The sequence below is a fragment of the Citrobacter sp. Cu096 genome (assembly GCF_030332285.1).
Classification (GTDB): Bacteria; Pseudomonadota; Gammaproteobacteria; order Enterobacterales; family Enterobacteriaceae; genus Citrobacter; species Citrobacter meridianamericanus.
On sequence record NZ_JAOWID010000030.1, the window covers coordinates 1,678,970 to 1,698,626 of the forward strand.

17 protein-coding genes are annotated in these 19,657 nt (G+C 41.9%); all 17 read right to left on the bottom strand.

The genetic code is table 11. The annotated features are described in order from the left end of the window. Positions 1-230: 230 nt before the first annotated feature. Positions 231-923 carry a hypothetical protein gene (locus tag OGX99_RS22560; RefSeq protein ID WP_252838128.1) on the bottom strand — a complete coding sequence of 231 codons (693 nt, stop codon included), beginning with the start codon at positions 921-923 and terminating at the stop codon, positions 231-233. Between the two features lie 223 nt (positions 924-1,146). Beyond that, positions 1,147-2,082 carry a LysR family transcriptional regulator gene (locus OGX99_RS22565; RefSeq protein WP_210904927.1) on the bottom strand — a complete coding sequence of 312 codons (936 nt, stop codon included), beginning with the start codon at positions 2,080-2,082 and terminating at the stop codon, positions 1,147-1,149. A gap of 200 nt (positions 2,083-2,282) precedes the next feature. Continuing rightward, entirely contained in the window at positions 2,283-3,035 is a 753-nt protein-coding gene (locus tag OGX99_RS22570) for a MipA/OmpV family protein (protein ID WP_502873437.1), read from the bottom strand. A 514-nt stretch (positions 3,036-3,549) separates the two neighbouring features. Continuing rightward, a complete protein-coding gene (gene ompC, locus OGX99_RS22575) occupies positions 3,550-4,692 on the bottom strand; it encodes a porin OmpC (RefSeq protein ID WP_151218005.1) in 1,143 nt (380 codons plus the stop codon). Positions 4,693-6,178: 1,486 nt separating this feature from the next. After that, positions 6,179-6,574, bottom strand: a complete 396-nt coding sequence (locus OGX99_RS22580) for an ion channel (RefSeq protein ID WP_151218004.1) — start codon at positions 6,572-6,574, stop codon at positions 6,179-6,181. A 293-nt stretch (positions 6,575-6,867) separates the two neighbouring features. Next, the gene (locus OGX99_RS22585; protein ID WP_286545131.1) at positions 6,868-7,164 is read right to left on the bottom strand and encodes a hypothetical protein; all 297 of its coding nucleotides are present in this window, start codon (positions 7,162-7,164) and stop codon (positions 6,868-6,870) included. A 57-nt stretch (positions 7,165-7,221) separates the two neighbouring features. Next, positions 7,222-7,497, bottom strand: coding sequence for a hypothetical protein (locus OGX99_RS22590; protein ID WP_286545134.1), 276 nt, complete (start codon positions 7,495-7,497; stop codon positions 7,222-7,224). Between the two features lie 1,578 nt (positions 7,498-9,075). Beyond that, positions 9,076-10,671 (bottom strand): EAL domain-containing protein, encoded by a 1,596-nt coding sequence (locus OGX99_RS22595; RefSeq protein ID WP_286545136.1) that lies wholly within the window; start codon positions 10,669-10,671, stop codon positions 9,076-9,078. Positions 10,672-10,800: 129 nt separating this feature from the next. Beyond that, a complete protein-coding gene (locus OGX99_RS22600; RefSeq protein WP_286545138.1) occupies positions 10,801-11,778 on the bottom strand; it encodes a fimbrial protein in 978 nt (325 codons plus the stop codon). A gap of 127 nt (positions 11,779-11,905) precedes the next feature. Beyond that, positions 11,906-13,516, bottom strand: coding sequence for a PglL family O-oligosaccharyltransferase (locus OGX99_RS22605; protein WP_286545140.1), 1,611 nt, complete (start codon positions 13,514-13,516; stop codon positions 11,906-11,908). Positions 13,517-13,523: 7 nt separating this feature from the next. Beyond that, entirely contained in the window at positions 13,524-14,075 is a 552-nt protein-coding gene (locus OGX99_RS22610) for a fimbrial protein (protein ID WP_286545142.1), read from the bottom strand. 9 nt (positions 14,076-14,084) lie between these two features. After that, a complete protein-coding gene (locus OGX99_RS22615) occupies positions 14,085-14,546 on the bottom strand; it encodes a fimbrial protein (RefSeq protein ID WP_187259677.1) in 462 nt (153 codons plus the stop codon). A 59-nt stretch (positions 14,547-14,605) separates the two neighbouring features. Beyond that, entirely contained in the window at positions 14,606-15,112 is a 507-nt protein-coding gene (locus tag OGX99_RS22620; protein ID WP_187259678.1) for a fimbrial protein, read from the bottom strand. Between the two features lie 44 nt (positions 15,113-15,156). After that, entirely contained in the window at positions 15,157-15,753 is a 597-nt protein-coding gene (locus tag OGX99_RS22625; RefSeq protein ID WP_151217996.1) for a fimbrial protein, read from the bottom strand. 49 nt (positions 15,754-15,802) lie between these two features. Further along, positions 15,803-16,549 carry a fimbria/pilus periplasmic chaperone gene (locus OGX99_RS22630; RefSeq protein ID WP_286545146.1) on the bottom strand — a complete coding sequence of 249 codons (747 nt, stop codon included), beginning with the start codon at positions 16,547-16,549 and terminating at the stop codon, positions 15,803-15,805. A gap of 16 nt (positions 16,550-16,565) precedes the next feature. Beyond that, positions 16,566-19,049, bottom strand: a complete 2,484-nt coding sequence (locus OGX99_RS22635; RefSeq protein ID WP_222841231.1) for a fimbria/pilus outer membrane usher protein — start codon at positions 19,047-19,049, stop codon at positions 16,566-16,568. Between the two features lie 4 nt (positions 19,050-19,053). Beyond that, complete coding sequence (locus OGX99_RS22640) at positions 19,054-19,611, bottom strand: fimbrial protein (RefSeq protein ID WP_187259681.1); 558 nt, start codon at positions 19,609-19,611, stop codon at positions 19,054-19,056. Between the last annotated feature and the right edge of the window lie 46 nt (positions 19,612-19,657).

Genomic DNA, 19,657 nt, shown 5'->3' on the forward strand with positions numbered 1-19,657 from the left:
GGCTGCCAGTATTTTCTCGTCCAGACTTTGATGGCGTTCTTCTGGCGTGATATATTTTATCACACTATGTTTATGGTTTATGTTCAACGTTGTACCAGTTTGTGAAACTGCCACCCTATGCTCTGGCATCATCTCAAGTGCGATTATGCCGGAGGATCTCTAAATGTGAATGGCACGATTATGCGGGATACTTACAACAGTTTTTGATAGTTTTAGATATACTTTTTTTATTAAAGATCGCGAAGAACTTTGATGCCTTCAAGAGTAATTAGATCTTGCAATATCCTTGCATAGTATATTGAACTGGCAGTACCCTTCTCATTAAATGTAGCCTTTACAATATTATTTTCGAGGGCACTATCCACACAGAGTTGGGCATGTAATAATGCTGGACTACATGTACCAAATTTTACAATCACGTTCCGCCTGTCCTCGCTGACCGACCTTATACTGAGCCCATATGTTTCAGCATATAATTTGCAACTTTGATTAGAAAGCATTCCCACAATGGACGCTTTTTCGGCAATGGTAACTCTATCGACAATAGATTGTTCCGGCAGTGTCCCAAAGTTATTTTTTACTTCATCCGCAACACTATTCAAAATGTTTTTAAGATGACTGGTGATCGCCTGAAGACTAATTGTTCCATCCAAATAATAGACATAATCACGCTGAAGGTGCAGATGATAGTTTGATAATGCTCTAGATCTAAGCTCAATAATGATTACTATCATGGAAGGATCTGTGATGACTTGTGTAATAATTTTATGTTGTTTTTCAGTATAAGGAAGCCCACCCGTCATAACAAAAATATGTTTATTAGACAAAATGCTACGCGACGGTAGATTCTCTAAGATGTTACAAACCCCTATGGCTGCTGGAGAATTATCATTCGTTAATAATAACCTCATATTTCCCATCATATTATACTTCTCCTGTTCATCTCATCAAGAGAATTAGCAACTCATTACAAAAATACCACCAACAACCATGCTTCGTATTATCACACTTGCACTCAGTGAAACACCCACCATCATAGTTAAATATTATAAATTTACTTCATCAATAGCATTAATTACTTCTTTGGTAGCGCCTGAAGCTACCAAAGAAGTAATAGAGAAATCGTTGGTAAGTTCTGTGTGCTATTTATTTTCTTGCGTTGATATTTTCAGAAACATACCTACTAATTAACCCCTCACGAATATAACGATGAAAAATGTCATCACCCATAATTTTATGCCAGTAAAGATAATTTGTGATTTTTATTTTATTCTTAGTTTTTACTTGGGCAAGCCCACGCTTATTAATAATATCATCAGATAATGAACATATTGCATCAGAATGACTTAGCAACGTAATTGCCGCATTCGCTGAAGATGTTTTTAATACACACCTCATGTTATTAATTGCCTCTCCCCAATGTTCATTCGCATAAGAATTGGCTTTTTCTCGAAAAAGAATATCTATCCAAGGATATTTAACTATATCTGCAAGTTGAACTGTTTTATTTGCCAGAGGGTGATCTGCTCTAACTGCCAGGCAAAATTCTGTTTCTATTAATTTACTGGAGCATATAGCTCCTGATAAATTGTCGCTGGAACCAAAGAAAAAGTCAATTTTCCCCTCATTTAAATCTGAAATGCAAGAATCATATCTATTAAAAACTTCGAAGGTTACATTATCACGAATATTTTCATCATGAGCAAAATCATAAAATAGTACAGATACATCCTCAATATAAGTATCTTCAGGCACACATATTCTATAGATATCCTTTATTGGATGTGGATGTAAATTTTTATTCTTCTTTTTTAGCAATACCTCAAGGTCAGCAACAACATTTCCAAGTGTCGGATAGATTTGTTCAGCAAAGGGAGTTAGCATCATCCCTGCTGCGGTTCGAACTAATAATTGATCATCAAACATTTCACGCAAACGATTTAGCTGATGGCTAACTGCAGACTGACCTATATATAGTTGTTTTGCAGTTCTACTCACTTGCCTGTTTTCCAATAAAAAATATAAAGTAACTAATAAGTTGATATCACTCCTGATTACTTTTGAAAAATTATTTTGCAACATATGATTCCCTTTGCACTAGAAAATTTATGTTATGAAGCATAACATTTTATTAATTATTATCAGCATATTTTCTTAAAACTAAATGTAAGTATCATTTACATCATTGGTAATGGAGGGTTTATGCACCCTTTATCATGAGTATGATAAAGGGTGCAGAACATCTTAAACAGTATACTCGTAAGTCGCTTGCTAAAAAATACTCAAAAGGTATATGTAATGCCCATAGACAATATACTATCCCAAGAATCTTCCACCATTGGACTATCAGTTATTTCATCACTTAAACGTGTCCAGCGACCTACACCATATATATTCCAGTTGGATAAAAACTCATAACTGACTGATAATTCAGCATAAGGATTGATACTTGCATCTGGAGTATACGAGTTAATTCCACTACGTTTTGATTCGTATTTTGACACTCCATAATAATAATCATTCTGATTATCACTGTTCCATTTGAAACCTATTGCAGGGGTAATTGTGAATGCTCCATTTTCATAGCGGTACAACCAAGCCATGTCGACTACCATCCCATCGCTGTTATCGAGTACATCGCCAGCTAAGGCAGCTCTTAACGATCCATAACGCGTTTTGTGAACATATGAAAGCCCGGCCATCATTGTTCCTTTACGTGTTAGTAAACGCCGCATTTCCCGGCTATCGCTATCGTCATGCTTAAATTGTGTAGGATCATAATAACCAATAATCGACAATTTATCTGTGGCATCATTGAAGAGATAGTAACCCGCCCCCAGTCCATTTATCCAGAAATTGTCGCCTTTGTAATTAATGACAGGAAACGGGGTGGTTTGCATGTCATAGTCTTTATAGGGAGTATTTAATGCAATAATCCCGGTACCTAATGACAGTTCCGCTCGCGCAGAAACAATGATGCAGTTTGTAAGTAACAGTGTTAATGGTAATATAATGTGCCTTTTTTTTAAATTCATTTTACTACCTATTAAATAGTTTTCTTTCACAAATATTCTTATATGATATTTTTTTATGCTCATTTTGCAAGTCATTAATATTCATTATTATCATGAGTACAATTAATAATTCTATACATAACTTATATTCATTTAATAAAACACATCACTCTTTAATATTGCTGGAAATGTATTTTGCATAAAAATAACTCATAACCAACCCAAGAATCAAATAAAATAAATGACATTGTTTTTATATGATTAGAGAATATAAAAAAGCCTCAAACATACGTTTGAGGCAAAAATAAAATAAACATCAAAATATATAGCAAACAGTGGCAAAGACAAGCTTAACGTAGAGTATTCCAGCTGTAAAATTATTAACATTCATAGCTATTATGCTTAACCACGCCAACAAGAAATCAATTAAACTGTATTTTCTAACGCTGGCGTCTATCTTAGGGGTGACCATAAAAAAGAAGAACCACTGGTTCTTCTTTTGATAATTGCTTTAAATAAATAATTTTCTTGAAAACTAGAACTGGTAAACCAATCCTAATGCAACAATATCATCAGTACCGATACCATTACTCTCGTAGAATGAATCATCTTCGTCCAACAGATTGATCTTGTAATCAACGTAGGTAGACATATTTTTATTGAAGTAGTAGGTTGCGCCTACATCAACATATTTAACAAGATCTTTATCGCCGCTGGTTCCCGCAGGGCCTGTTGCATTTCCTCGCAGAGTCAGATCTTTACCTTTAGACATCAGGAAGGATACCGCCGGACGCAGACCAAAGTCGAATTGGTATTGCGCGGTAACTTCAAAGTTCTGCGTTTTGTTGGCTATGGTATTACTGCTGTCACCATAAGGCGTCATGTTGCGAGTTTCCGAGTACATCGTTGCGAAATAGATGTTGTTTGCATCATATTTCGCACCAACGGTCCACGCATCCGCTTTGTCGCCGCCCGCAGTAGACTTGCTCGTTTGCTCACTGGTACGATCGGACGTACTGTAAGCCGCGCCGGCACTGAAGCCCATGCCAATATCATAAGTAGATGAGATACCAAAGCCGTCGCCGTTAGAGCTCTTCATATTGCGGTCACCGCCGTTACCTGTACCTTCTTGTTCAGGTGACTGATTTTCGTTAGCACCTTGGTACTGTAAAGCAAAGGCCAAACCATCAACCAGACCAAAGAAATTGCCATTTCGATAGGTTGCCAGGCCACTTGCACGATGAGTCATAAAGTTATCGGCTTTGGAGTAAGAATCACCACCAAACTCAGGTAATGTATCGGTCCACGCTTCAATGTCATACAGTACGCCATAATTACGGCCATAATCGAATGAACCGTAATCACCAAACTTCAGACCAGCAAAGGCAACACGAGTCCATGAATCATTACCGCCATTCTCGGTTTGATTAGCCTGCATCTGGTATTCCCACTGACCATAACCAGTCAGTTGTTCGGAAATCTGTGTCTCACCTCTGAAACCAAATCGAACATACGATTGATCTCCATCATTATTTGAGTCATCAGAAAAGTAATGCAGGCCATCTACCTTACCGTAGAGATCAAGCTTGTTGCCATCTTTATTGTACACTTCTGCAGCATGTGCTGTCCCCATTCCCAGTAATGCGGGAATAACCAGAGCCAGTGCTTTTCTTTTCATGTTTTAGGATCCTTTATTTTATAAAACCATGCTAGATATTGATGAGATTGAGCGAGGTGCACAACCTCTGTTATTACATCTCCTTCGTATTCCACTAACGTTAACACTGGATGTACGCTATCATTTGATAATATCCCAGCCACGCTTAATGCAATACATTACGCCATATATATAGCACAAGTTAATCTTTAAGTTCCGCACAAGAAACGGATTAATTTTAATCACCATTATTATTGAGATTAATTATAATGATTTATAATAAAACCCCATAATTTTAACTTCTGAGGTAAGTGAAACAGAAGCACCAGAAAGCAATTAAAAAATCAGTGGCAGGTAGAGAGTAGCATTGTAAAGACGCCTAAAAGAATATTAATAAGGGTACTTAACTGAGAATACGTTTGGATGTTCCAGACAACAATATAAAAAATTAGCGTAAAGCGTAATTCCGTAATGCGGTCATTAGACAACTTTGCGAAAGCAACCACATTTTCAGGTAAACGCGAACTATGTTATATTCAGAATTAGCTGGAAAGAATGAGGCTCACTACAATGAAACATTGATGAACAGGTGTTACGGTACCGAGATTAACCGGTGAGTTTTTGGTCAGCCACAGTCCTATTACGTGTTCGTTCGAGCATTGTTTTGCCCCACCGCTCAGGGGATTCACTACATATTAGTGATTTTAATCCTATCGGGCTGCCTTACCGATCATTCCACCGGCACCAGCGCCAACGGTAGCCCCGGCAATAGCTCCCCCAGCTGTTTTATCCATCGCAACAGCACCTGTTGATGTTAATATGTAACTTAACCCAATAATTGACATTGCGTCGAAAACCAGACAGTGAAGTCATTGTGTGTTCGAATCTGAGCGGATACTCTGGCAGAGGTTTTGAAAACGGTTCTATAAAACCCGGGCTCTGATCTTCGATTACATTGAAGTGTTCTACAACTGGGTCTGACACCACTGTCACCTTGAAGATATAAGCCCTGAGACTTTCGAACAGGTTTTGTTACAAGAGCATAAAATGTCTATTGTCATGAGGTCCGTCCATAAATGGCTCTGAGGTGTAGATTCATTGTTATTTACAATCCCCCCTCGCCCCAGGAATATTAATAAAGATATTTAACACAATTAATTTGCAAGATAAGCATTACACTGGCAATATAGTTTTGCGTATATGAGTAGGTGAACTGTTCTTACTTTCCTTTGAAGTTTTATTGCCTCAACCTTTTTGGGTTGAGGCTTTTTTTTTCTTTTTAACTCACTGATTCAATGATGTAATTGCTGTCCAGTTTAATCCTTTCTGGCTGTCACTTGCCACAAATTCATCATATCTGATGCACAGTCAATATTGGAAATCCGTTTCAACTCACCCCCTGTATAAACGATGTTACGTTCATATTAATTTCGTTCAGCCAAGTGAACTAAAAGGTGCCGCAAGCAATCCAAAAACCAAGATCTTTACAAAAGCTCTGATTATCGCATTATTTTTTATCACCAAAGTAGCTAATTAATGTGGCTACCGTCCAGCTAACCATTAATGTACCAACAAGTCCTTCAGCCGCCCCAGTTAATCGGAACCCCTCAGGTAAAAGTACATCACCGTAACCAACAGTTGCATAACTGGCCAGTGAAAAATACATGGATGTTTCCATATCTGGCAAAGCATCATTAACATAATAAAATATTGCAAAAATGGATGCTTCCATACAATGAATCAATAAAACAGACACCATCACAAATAACATCTCAATTTTTATAAAAAATGAACTCCTGACGCACTTCACTGTTTTTCTTTGAAGTAAGAAGCTGCTCCACGCCGTATGCATCATGACCATAACAGAGATTAACCCTGTCAAATAATACAATTGCTTAATCATTACCCACCTACTTAGTAGTCAAAAAAACACTCAAGAGATATGCCAGGAAAAATTATTGACAGGATATGTAAATTTTTTTGGTGTTATACACTGGATATCTTGTAAAAATCGGCCGACAACCCCATCAGTCTACTCTTGAGATACAGGTAGGCTTTCCATAGAGCAGGGATTTTGTGTTCAGTAGTTTTTTCTATGTTTACCCTAGCTTCATTTCTCATAGAAGGTAGCATTACAGCTTGTAAGATAAAATACAGTGTAACTGTCACGAATTGTAAGCAACATTTTACCCGCACTTAGTGGATTACTTCCCCACACCTTTCATTATGCGTTAGCACCATCTCACACACAGTGAATATATCTGTAATAAGGACAAAAAGCACCCCCTCGCTGATATTGTATTCTCTGGATATCGCAATGATGTTCTTTTTCATTTCATCATTTGAATCAGGGTTATCAACCAACCTTGCTATAACATAGGTTAATCCTTCCTTAGCCCCATCATGAAGGTTATCAATGCTATTAAGACATTCAGCTACTGTTCTCGCGACGATCCTCTTACACATATCATCTTCCTCTTTGCATGAAGACATCCTTCCCTCCTTTCTTTATTGAAAATAACATTCCCATGAGCTTTAACTGGGAATACTTTAGTACTCGAAATCTATGAAAACCATTGAAATAACAGAAAAGATGTTAAGTATCGGAATGTTGTATTCCTTTGATACCTCATGTACCTTCAGATTTATTTTTCTCCTGCTTTCTTCGTCTTCGTTAGCATTCGTCTCCACAGCTTCCACTATGATCGAAAGCAAATCGTCTTTTGCTTCATCACTGAGATCACCCATTGTGTTCATGAACCCAACCATCGTATCACTCACCATTCTACGATATACTTTTTCATCTCTGCTCTGGATATTTTTCATATTTATCCTTTTGAATGTTTTAGTTAATAAACTACGTTACGGTTACGGGATATGCTCCATTTCTGCGATTAACTCATGCCCCCAGGCAGTCCTCCTTCCTTCCTGCGCCATCACAATTTTGAACATTCTACTTTCGTGCTTTTCCGCAGTGCTTATCATCGCCTCTATCGCATAATTTAGAGTTGCTCTTATCTCATCGTTAATCCAGTCGATGTTGTTTAAATATTCTTCTACCGCTTCCAGCGCGATCGTTTAATCGCGTTCTTTTGTCACCAAACTAATCCCCTTTTCTCTGGGTCACGAGTGCATAATTACCCGTTTTGCATTTTGTTTTTTTAACAAAAAAATGTTTTTCATGACAAATACTTCATTCATTACATGATAATTATTAATTCCATATATTAATAAATCGCAAAGTCGATGATTAATAAGGAAATTAAAACTACTAATTATACTCTTTTCCAGATTCGGCATACTGACGCAGCCATAGAGGAGCCCCAAGAGGGAAAAATGAAGATAAAAGACGGATTCCTGGCCAGAATGGCATTTTCCTCCGTAACTGTTCACTCGCAGCACTGTCCGGGATTAGGTGACATATGCCAGCTTACATAAACAGTATAATGATGCCGATACTGAACTTTGGCGTGCATACATACCATCCGAACTTGAAGGTTCGAACGGGTAAAATATCCGGATCATACAGCAGTCGCCCCAATATAAGCGCCATAATCAAACCGATACAGCGGGAATCGTCCTTCCTGAGGAAGAATTTCGCGCCGGCAGAACCGAGAAACAGTGGCCAGGGCGGTGATGATGACAATCAGCATAGCATGGGCATTTTCGTTAACCAGGATACCAGACAGATGATTCAGTCCGGCATTCAGCTGCAGGACGCCGTCCCCCCAGCGCTAGTGGTAACCCGTGCCGGTAGCTGAAAAAGGCCGGAATATAAAACCAGCTGACATTTGTGAAAATTTGTTGCTGTAGGAGTCTGAAGTTTTTACTCAATAAACCTTGCTTTACTCCATTATAATAATGACAATTAAAATCATACGTGCTAACACATTGACGACAGATAATAACAACACAACTTCAAACACTACCTTCCCCATCATCTCCGTTGGGGATTTTTTTATCTCACACCGTCCCGTTTCGCCCGTCTGATGATTTCTGTTATTACACCGATATAGATCATCGCACGAACATCATAATAATCCACCCGGTGCGTGATGAAAGTCTCATTGCTAAATATCCAGTCGTAGCCTGTGAAACTCTGCCAGCAGAGTGGCCGGGTGTGTACGACCCTTCAGTTGTGCTCTGTAACAGAATGCCAGACATTGAATAGCACCACGTCGCTCTGTGTCGCAACTGCCGTCCGCCACCGGGGTTCAATAAACTCGTCAGCAATACCATCATCCGCATTCAGGACACCACCCACTCTCCCTGATGCAACGCCAGCGCAGCATTACGGGCCGCGTAGCCCCTGATTAGATTGTTCGAGAAAATGAGCGCTCATCGCGGATTTGTCGGATAACGCGACTGGTGTAAAGACGTCATATCAGTGCGCAGTATTCCGACTTATTGTTCAGCCTGATATGCCAACGCCGGTGAACCTGTGAAAAACGGTCCGTCGCCACCACTCAGGTGGTTCTTAACAAATTGATCCAGAGACACCGGACGGCCATAGCGATAGCCTTGTAGATATTTCACATTACGCCCCTGTAAATATGCCTCCTGCGACGCAGTTTCAACGCCTTCAGCGATAATATTGATATTCAGACTTTCTGCCAGTGCGATGACGTTATCTACAATATGCCGGGATATATCATCAACACCTGCCATCTGAATAAAGCTTTTGTCTATCTTGATATAATCAGCACTGAAATTCTGCAGACAGGCGTGCGTCGAATATCCGGTTCCAAAATCGTCAAGCGCGAACTTTATCCCCTCCTGCTTTAATTTGCTGAACGCAGTTTTCATTTCAGCAGTGCATTCAGCGGTATCCCGTTCCAGTAACTCGAGGACCAGCTCTGCCCTGCAGGGCAACAACTCGGCCAGGATATTCTGACAATCCTCCATGAGGTGACGGTCTGCAAGGTGAGACTTGCTGATATTGAATCCCAGGTGAAAACCGGCTGGAAGCCGGGCTGTGTGCGCCTGAAAAAAGCGGCCTGTATCTGCAAACAACTGCCGCGTCATGGGCACAATCAGACCTGAGGTTTCCGCCAGCGGGATAAACTGGTCCGGAGGGATGAGGCCTGCTTCCGGATGTTTCCAGCGAATTAAAATCTCACCACCTTTAATGCGATGTGTAGTGATATCGACGATCGGCTGAATATATGGCACGAATTCATGGCGTGCCAGCGCGTTTTGTAATTGCTCCACAGGAGTCAGAGGGCGAGTCAATATCCGGTAACACAGAAGTGAGGCCGCCAAAGCAAGCAGCAGGCAAACCAACACACTCCTCCAGTAGTTATGCACGATGTTGCCGAACAGTGTCCCCGTCGGCGTGACGATAACAAGCCGGTAAGACCAGTCCGGAGATGTAATGAACTCGCGTTTCCCGGCGGGGAGTTGCGCAGGTGTCAGGATTTGGCCGGATTTCGACATCAGAGTATTCCCGACCTGAAAATAAACCAAAGGGAGTGTACGAATCGCAAAGAGCGTTTCAGCAACAAAATACCCGTCAATACTAATAAGTAACGTGCCCTTGGGCCGGGTAGTACGGTATACCAGCACAGATAAATGCGGTGTGGCTGTGTTACCGGGAAGCAACTGCAGGTTGTTCCGGGCAGACGGGAGGGAGAGCCTGTCGGGTTCATCTGTTGCGCCATACAGCGAAGTGCAGTAAATGCGACCCTGACGTACCAGGTCGATAGCGCGCACATTCGGTGTGCGGATTACATCATGACGGAGCTGGGAAAGTGTGTTTCCGGTACAGGGCATCCCGGCAAGATTTCGGGTCACATTCGCCACCGCTCTGGCATTTGAAATAATGGTGTCAATGTGATGTTGTGCAAAATTTATACGTGTGAGAGTGTCTTTCCGGAGGGATTCGACAGACCACCAGGTCACAGTTGCCAGAGTTACGGCCAGTACCAGCCCCCCAGAAAAAGCGACATACAAGGCTTTTTTTCCGCAGGAGATAGCGAAAAGCATCTTGTTATTTATCATTGCTTCTGTCCCTGGCATCATTCAGCTCTGGAAGTTGGTGCTAAGACCGGTTAAGTGCATACGCTCAAAACTGGATAAACACCATATACCAGGAATACGGGTAGTTCATCATATAAAAATATGAAACAATTATTTTTCTTCAATAATTAATGTCGCATTCGCGTTAAAACTACCGGTAGCAATATCACGTGTAATTACGCTTGGATTCTTGGCTAAGGCCGCCTTTACTGTCACATTTAGCGCCCCACCGCTTGTTGACCCAAGATCGAAGGGTGAAGAATTTGCATTGACGTCCTTGCCCGCAATATTAAACTTCACACCAAGTGCGGGGTTGGAAGTCTTAAGCTGTCCACCAGCCCATGTTACTCCTGTACCACTTAATTTGGCCTGAAAAGTATGAACGGGAAGCACGGAGACCCCACTACAGTTAATACTCAATTTAACAGATTTTTCGTAGGCTCCAGTATTCGTTATACCGGCTCTATCAACCTCACCAAAATCAATATTCAGCGTACTAGTCGCTACACATTTTTCGATCGGAGGTTTACTTTCTGAGCCCCCCATATCACTCTTACAACCAAAGCCTTCCACTAAACCAGAAATACCCGTGGGGTTACCAATACCAGTGTCATAGAATAAACCCACGCAATAAACATTACCCACACCCGTAGTAATCGTAGAACCGAGCTGAGGGTAATAATAAGCGATGCCCTGAGCTAAGTAACCGGGATCGGTTTGATCTATATTAACCCATTTCATAGTTTTAAACCCCCCCGCGGACTTAGACAAATCGTGGTATGCAGTCAGCCAAATATACTTATTTGAGTCCGTATACCTATTGGTACCCACTGAACTTTGACGAACACCAAGTGCAATTCTAATTGCGCTTGATTTAGCCCAAACAGCAGGATTACCATTCATTACTACATCGAATACATGTGGTACGGCAGTGACATAATTATTAGCTGGACCGCTTTTAACACAAGCAATTCCAGAGGTGCTCCCACACCCCGCATCACCCGGCTTACCATAAAAAAAACTTGCAGATACTGGGGGTGTGACTAAAGTCACAACCACGAGAAAAATATATACCAATGATTTAATCACCTATAGCCCCTCCACAAGAACAAAATTGTTAAGTAATATATTAAAACTCAGTTAATGCAAATCTATCCTGGAAATAAAATATACTATTCTCATAAATAGTGTTGAAAAACATAGTTTATGACCCTCGCTAAGGATAAAGTACAGTACACTCTCTTTTCAGTGCGGAATATTTATCTGCCAATCGAAAATGCTTCGCAATATTCACCCTCGTCCAACAGACGTTTCGATCGTTATTTCGGTCGCTATAGTCACGGGCCCAACGCTCAAACTCAATTAGTAATTGATCATTTCGCGTAGTATTATAACTCAACAACATACTGATATGTCGATCGAACTGATAGCGCTCCCATTGAAGCATGGGCATATCGATTCGTGCCAGATAGTCTTTATTCTTCATCCCACTACGCTCAAACTGATATAAATAGAAATTAGCCTGTAGCATAAAGATAAAAATCGCAGCAAGAAGAAAAAAAACAACGCCAAAAGTTATTCTAAGCAGACGTGCGCGCCCCCTGAGAATAGGTCTTCCATCATCACGCAAGAAAGAGATGCACAGCAAAGAAATAAATAAATGCGGCATTGACAGATAAAAGGGAAACTCGGTCATTGTATGCAAGGCAATGGGAATCATCACATATAGCCATAAGTAATTCTCATTACATTTAGGTGTGGTCGCCTGACGCAGAATCCCATAGATGATACAACCGATCCCAACAAGTGCTAATATTCCTCCTTCAACCCACCAATATAGAATTTCATTATGCGGGTGTGTCACCCGCCAGGCCTCTTGCGCCTGGGGTGCAGAGAGGGTACGTAATAAGGTATAGGCGTATTCACCATATCCCACCCCGGTGAGTAAATGGGCCTTTATCATTGACCAAGTGGCAATCAAAAGGATCCATCGCAAGTGGCTCGACATCTGCTTATCAACCAATAAGCCGTCCAAAACCCACCAACCTTGTTGCACGGCATACATGATCCCGATGCCCACTCCCGCGCCGAGCAAAGGGTACAACAAGACAGCAGCAACCGTATCGTGCCGTCTGGTCAGATAACGGCCTAAATACAGTGTATAGACCACTATCCCCGCCAACCAGCCGACTCGCGATGACAACATCACCAAAATCAGAGATATCATAATCTGGCTAAGTGCCAGGAAAGCCCTCACCCAAGCTGGCTTACTCATCGAATAGAGGATAAAAGAGATGGCCAGCCCCGTCGCAAGAAAAGAAGCCAGTACGTTAACTTGTTGAAAAATTCCGCCGGGGCGGCTTCCCGCTCCCATCAGCAATTGACCGATCTGCCATAAGGAGACAACCGCTTCAATCACGGTAGCGCCGAAGATCGCCCACATTACCCTGATCTTTTGCGTGAAACATAATCTCAATTGGTATAGCAGGACGTAAATAAACAGCCCACCCCATAATGCCATTACTCGCCAGACAGCATTCATCATGCCTGCGCGGCTGGCCCAAAACAGGGGAACCGTCAGCAGAAAGCCCCCCAAAACCATAGCGCTGATGTAACGCGGATAGATAAAGCGGCCTCGATTGCCACTGAACGCAATTACGCACATCAACATACAGATCCACAGCCATGAAAAGATATTGAGAGGAAGATTCAGGCCATTTCCGCCTCGGTTTGGTAAATAGATATGCATCAGAACCAGGAAGTACAATGCAATCAGTAGGCATATTGCATTCTTATAGGTATAGCTTCGCAGTAGATTAATCGTCATACCAGCCTCAGGGGTACTCGATAGTAAAGGTTGATACGGCGCTAAAGTTACCGCGAACAATACTATGCGAGGCAATCGCGCTAGGTATTCCCTGTATAAAAGCACGAAATCTCAACGTCGTCGTACCATTAAACAGTGGCGAGGTCGGCATAGCCTCATTAAAGGGTAATAACTGTACGATTGGGCCAGAACCGTCATTGACGACGCGCTCCATACCCACGGCGATACCCGTCTTCTCACCGGACGATGGAACAATATAACCAGGTAATTCTGTGCTCGGTGTACCGCTAAACGTCATCTGTACGATGTTTCCAGAGTCAATATCACAATCTTTTAAATTAATAACAAATTGTTGGCTATGCGTTCTCTGGTTCAAATACAAATACTTGTCGACAATGGTTCCAAAAGATACCTCAACATCAGAGGTATCTGGGTCCAGTTCACATGGATCCATAACTAAAAAACCACTAAACTTTAAGTTATCATCTGCCTGAGCCGAATGTATTCCCGCCATATCTATTAAACAAATCAACATAAGCAAACTGATTCTAATACTCATGTCTCCCCCTTATAAATACTCTGCGAGTAGCGTCGCCGTGGCGCTAAAAGCTTTCTCAGGTAGCGTTGCACCTGGTTTCTGCACGGGAACCGCCTCAAGGATTAGACTTCCCGAATCGAAATTAATCTGAACCGGTTTATTCATTTCAAAGTCTGCACCGTTAGCAAGTAATTTTAAGCCTAACCCATCTACCGTTGTCGTTAGCACGGACTTCTCGAAATAACTGGCTCCATTAATCGCCAGAGTCAGCTTTAACTCTGGAGAATACTCTTCGCATGTGATGGAGTAAGGGATTTTTTGTTTATAATTTAATCCATCTATTTTTTTGATCCTTACTTTTCCAAAATCGATATTTATCAAACTGTCACCATTAATATGGCATGGTTTTCTTTTTAATACCCCATAGAATCTTAAATTAGTCGTATCACCTGTTAGATGATTATCAGAAGTTATTGCTTGACTAACTGGCATTATTAATATCCACAGGCCTAAACAAAGCATCAACGTCCTCATTAAAACGCCCCCTTCACTTAATTAAATGCCACAGTCAAGGTTGCAGAGGTAAAAAACCTCACACCATTTAACTTAGAAACATCGGCATCACCAATAACTACCGCAGCCCTTAATTTAGGTGCTATGGATGGATCGTCACCGAGTGAAATTATTTCATCTGGCTTAAGTTGAATATTATCACGAAATAGCTTAATACCGACGCCTGGTACATTTGTTGCTAAAAGAGACCTATCACTACTACTCACAGTGCCCGATATATGTAACTGAATATCGCTATACGCATAGTCACCCGTACAGCTAAGGGTATAGCCAATGTCTTTACGGTTGCTATCTCCTACCAAATCAGCAATATATACGTCACCAAAATTGATATCGAGCTCAGTCTTATTAAAACTACAAGCTCCGGTCGAAATTACAGTCCCCGATATATTAATACCCGTAGAAAAATTTAACTTTCTCGTATCGGCCCTGCCAATAATGGTAACGCTGGATAACAGTATAAATAAAAACATCCTGTACATCATAGCACGTCCCCTCCAATAAATACCTCCCCCTGCCTTATAATTCGTCAATCGTAATCCAACTTAAAGTTAAGCGTCGCACGGTAAGGTCCGGCGATCAACTTATGGTTATTACGTACAACTTGCACATTATAAATAAGCTTATCATTGATAGAATTGATGACGTAGGGCCTATTATTATCATTCAAATAGACAGGACGATATTGCGAGTCACTCAATCGTAAAGAGATGCCCTGTGCCATGCCTTCGACCTCGATAACGTTTTTTTGCTCTTGTTCTTGTACTGTAGCAAATGAGATCTTAACAATAGGCTGCATGCTGTTCGTCGTCAGATTACCGTTACGCGCGTCACGCATATCTCCAGAATAATAAATGCAATCACGCAAGGCGATAAAGAATCGGCGAGGCTGAATATTCGCATTCTCATCAGCCAGTTCGGCAAAGTTCACTTCACCCAGCTCGATTTGTTGATACACCGAGCCATTATCGATCCAGCATGCCCCTTCGACTAACTCACCAATTACATTTAAAGTCCCATGCTCACCATCAATGGCCAGCGAGTCAAGGGCTCTGGCATTAACACTCACCGTGATCATCAGAGACGCGAGTACAATATACAGTCTCTTTATATAGGAGCTAATCATATGCCTCCACCGATAAAAGCCACCAATATCGCGCCGTTTCAATCACACATTAACCGTTAATATTCGATGTGACTTTACACTGGCTTCCGCTACAGCCAAACACCAGTTTCGGTCGGCCACCAAAGTCATTGATATACGTCAGAACTGGCGTGCTCCCCAACGCCTTCTCATCTCCCTTATAATCGGCACTCGACTTCGGTGCAATCATGATGGGCTCAAACCCGCCAAGCGCTTTTCCCTTCTCTGAATTAGAAGCATAAGCAATAGTTACGTTATAAGGTGTCGGGTTATTAACCACGAGTTTATTCCCCTTGCGCTCAATAGTTATCCCCTTTTGAAAAGGATCGCCATAGTCCTTAATGACGATAGCTTTCGGTCGATAAAAAATCTTGATTTTTGTCTGCAAGGCAATCTGCAACGTATTAGGCTTATTGCTTTTAGGTGGAATCTCTCTCAAGTTAAAGAAAAAAAGACTCTCTCTGTCTTGAGGTAACCCTCTGGCCGCCTCGTTGGTCAGCTGCAATTTTACCTGGCTCTTTGCTCCCGGTTCAACGCGCTGCAAAGGAGGCAGAATAGTCAATGGCGAGGTGATCTTTTTCCCATGGGCATCCTCTGCCCATGCCTGCGCTAAATAGGGTAGCTGTTTATTATGATTCTGAATATTGACGCTCATAGATGAAGCGTCACCATTAAACACAATGCGCGTCCGATCCAGGGCAATTGCCGCATGAGCGTAGCCAGACAGTGCATACAGAACGCTAATCAAGGTCATCGACAGCTGTTTTTTTAAGTTCATTAAAATTCAACCTATATCATTTACATAACAACAGTAATTTAGTGTCAAACGCAGTGGGGATCTCATGCGGCAAGGTGAATTCACATGTATTCCCATCCCCCCAGGCAACTTTCATTGTTTCATCAGGGTTCATCCCGGCCAGCCATATCACGCCATTATCCGCGACCATACCTGTAGAGATATCTTTCAAATTGCTCGCCATCGCGCCGAACGGTGGATAACTCCCATCGGCAAAGCGGATTACCGCCATTGCCTTACTACCGGCTAACACATTAAAGGATTGATAACCAATAGCACCTTCCGTCAGGGCCGACTGTTTGAGCGAAACAATAGCCTCGGCGTTATCAGGTAATTTATTTAAATCGATATAATAACTATTCTTATAATAACTCTGGACATCGGGACTAACGGCCTTGCCGAAACGGTTAGTAAAGATGACCCCGCCATACTCAGCACGTACCGGGATCCCTGCCACCCCTGTATCCAACATAATCCGAGTATCACCCGGGCTATTGATGCGATGCAGAGCAATCCCTTGTGTCGTTGCAGTCACCCCCCCCTCCATGGAAAGCCCCAAACTGCGATAACTCTGGTTGTAATACCCCGCCGACGCCGTGACTGAAGCCATGTCACCATCATGTTGAAAGTAACCGCTCGCCCGCGAGCGATCGCCATTGTCTAATCCAGCTCTAACCTGGTAAGAGTTATTATCGTCAATAGCATTGTAATAACTTAAACCCGTGGATACCTTGCCTCTATCTTCTTGCAGGTTATAGCCTATACTTCCACGATCGCCGATAGGAATCGACATACCGAGATAATATGAAGTCTCATCATTTTGATAATTATTCTTGGTCTTCGTCGCCGATAAACTGACATTCACATTCTTAAAATTACCAATATCAAAATAACGAGAAACAGTCAGACTGTAGGTGCTGTCGGGCTGTCGATCCCAGTAAGTCTGGCGACTGTAGTTAAGAAAAAAGTTTAGATTTAGTTTTTTTAATTGCTGATTAAATGTGACAGTGTAAAGTTCCCTCCCCCTCGAATAGATAGCATCATCGCGTAACAGATCGATAAACTGATCCATACTCAGGAAGTCTTTATCGGAAAAGCGATATCCGGCAAACGTTATCTGGCTATCGTAATCACTAAAAGTCTTCGAATAGTTAATGCGATACGATCTTCCCGACAGGGAGTACTCCCTAACCTGCGCTTTCGACTGAGAGATATCCAGCGATATTGCCCCGAAAGTCAATAAATCGCGGCCAATCCCCACAGCACCAATTCCGTAATCCTTTGCAAAGAGCCCCCCACCATAGATTGACCAACCATTATTCACCCCATAGGTCGCCTCTGTAGAGGCAAACAATGGACCTTCAACACTATGATCCATGTTGCTTGGTCGCCCGGAGGCAAATTTATAGCGTACAGTTCCCGGACGAGTCAGATAAGGCACGTAGGCAGTATCGACCTGGAACGTATTGACCGAACCATCCTCTTCCTGCACCTTGACGTCGAGCTTACCGTTCACCGTATCTCCCAAATCCTGAATACGGAACGGCCCGGCTGCCACTTGCGTTTGATAGATTATCCGACCCTTTTGGCTCACCGTTACCTTGGCGTTACTTTGCGCAATCCCTCTCACCTCCGGCGCATATCCCCGCAGGCCTGGCGGTAACATGCTGTCATCCGAGCGCACACTTAGCCCTGCAAAACGAAATGAATCAAATACATCCGAACGAAAATAATCCTCTCCCAAAACCAACTTCAATTGCAGATCCTTTAAGGCTCGATAGGCATAAAAACGCGAAAAATCGAACTGAGAATCCGTCACGAACTTACTTTTCTCATACTGTTCCTGCCAGTCGGCACGTAGACGCCAGGGACCAGCATTCAACCCTAATACTCCATTGGCACTAACGTTCGTTGAATTATCGCCCTGATAGATATATTGCCGCTGCGCATTAATGTTGTAATCAAGCATGACACCGGAAAGTCCCTCATCCCAACGTGCAGAAGGCTCCCAGTTTTCATCCACATACTCAACATAAGCCTGAGGAACATTAATGTATAATGCCCCCGCCGACAGATCGCCTTTCGCACTAAATCCCTTGAGGCTAGACAAATCTAAGCATTGATTATCACGAACCCACTTTAGATCGCTAAGAAACTTCTTCTTAAATCCTAAAGAATCAACAATGTCTTTATTGACACAGGGTAAACTCTTATCATCGGACTCAGCATAAAATTCAACCAACTGCTCAGGCAAGGTACTCTCACCGATCTGAATAACCATCGGATATTTGCCTGGCATAATGTAACCACCAGCAGAAAACTTCGACAAATCCACTGAGGAGCGATCAGCAACATCCAAGACATCTGTATTAAATTCAATTTGTTCTTGCGCTGCATTACTACAATTAGAGTATATAATCAGAATGAAAAACATAAACAATTTTTCACCTGAAAAGGAAATGTATTGAAAATAATGAGTCATAATATTAATAATAATTCATGGCGAATCGAATCACTGCACTATAAGTACCACGCTTAATCTTTTGCCCATTTGATTCTAAATACATGGAGTACGCCAGTATGTTCTCGCCCTTAGCTATCATGTGATTATCAAAGGAAGCCCCTGGAGTAGCTTGCTCACCCGCAACTGTTCTTATCGCCAGCCCAACTCCCTTTGCCTCACCTTTTACATCAAATAATCTCGAAGGGTACGTTTGGCTGGTATTATCACCATAGAATGTAATACTATAATATCCCCATTGATGATCTGGTTTACTCACTGAAACTGTGTCGCAGTTGATTAACTTAATAAAAAAATCTTTTTTATTCTTCTTGTTTTGTCCTAATATAGAACCAACCGTCATCGTCGGCATAAGCACAGTCTGATCCTGGCTTTCGGTATCAATAGCACAAGGAGTATCAACAATCGAACCACCGACATTGACATTACCATGTCCAAAATCTGTCGCACCCACCCAAGCTGGCGTCAATAATAAAATAGGTAAATGCAGGCTAAACTTATCAATAATAAAAAGCCGCCCCATACATTTAACCTTTATTTATCAGAATTGATAAAAGGGGATTGCTCCC

Excerpts from the sequence above, each read along its gene's own strand:
- OGX99_RS22635 (WP_222841231.1), bottom strand. The coding sequence starts at position 19,049 with ATGACTCATTATTTTCAATACATTTCCTTTTCAGGTGAAAAATTGTTT.
- OGX99_RS22610 (WP_286545142.1), bottom strand. The coding sequence starts at position 14,075 with ATGAGTATTAGAATCAGTTTGCTTATGTTGATTTGTTTAATAGATATG.
- ompC (WP_151218005.1), bottom strand. The coding sequence starts at position 4,692 with ATGAAAAGAAAAGCACTGGCTCTGGTTATTCCCGCATTACTGGGAATG.
- OGX99_RS22640 (WP_187259681.1), bottom strand. The coding sequence starts at position 19,611 with ATGGGGCGGCTTTTTATTATTGATAAGTTTAGCCTGCATTTACCTATT.
- OGX99_RS22590 (WP_286545134.1), bottom strand. The coding sequence starts at position 7,497 with ATGAAAAATATCCAGAGCAGAGATGAAAAAGTATATCGTAGAATGGTG.
- OGX99_RS22585 (WP_286545131.1), bottom strand. The coding sequence starts at position 7,164 with ATGTCTTCATGCAAAGAGGAAGATGATATGTGTAAGAGGATCGTCGCG.
- OGX99_RS22620 (WP_187259678.1), bottom strand. The coding sequence starts at position 15,112 with ATGATGTACAGGATGTTTTTATTTATACTGTTATCCAGCGTTACCATT.
- OGX99_RS22560 (WP_252838128.1), bottom strand. The coding sequence starts at position 923 with ATGATGGGAAATATGAGGTTATTATTAACGAATGATAATTCTCCAGCA.
- OGX99_RS22595 (WP_286545136.1), bottom strand. The coding sequence starts at position 10,671 with ATGATAAATAACAAGATGCTTTTCGCTATCTCCTGCGGAAAAAAAGCC.
- OGX99_RS22625 (WP_151217996.1), bottom strand. The coding sequence starts at position 15,753 with ATGATTAGCTCCTATATAAAGAGACTGTATATTGTACTCGCGTCTCTG.
- OGX99_RS22615 (WP_187259677.1), bottom strand. The coding sequence starts at position 14,546 with ATGCCAGTTAGTCAAGCAATAACTTCTGATAATCATCTAACAGGTGAT.
- OGX99_RS22605 (WP_286545140.1), bottom strand. The coding sequence starts at position 13,516 with ATGACGATTAATCTACTGCGAAGCTATACCTATAAGAATGCAATATGC.
- OGX99_RS22565 (WP_210904927.1), bottom strand. The coding sequence starts at position 2,082 with ATGTTGCAAAATAATTTTTCAAAAGTAATCAGGAGTGATATCAACTTA.
- OGX99_RS22630 (WP_286545146.1), bottom strand. The coding sequence starts at position 16,549 with ATGAACTTAAAAAAACAGCTGTCGATGACCTTGATTAGCGTTCTGTAT.
- OGX99_RS22570 (WP_502873437.1), bottom strand. The coding sequence starts at position 3,035 with ATGAATTTAAAAAAAAGGCACATTATATTACCATTAACACTGTTACTT.
- OGX99_RS22580 (WP_151218004.1), bottom strand. The coding sequence starts at position 6,574 with ATGATTAAGCAATTGTATTATTTGACAGGGTTAATCTCTGTTATGGTC.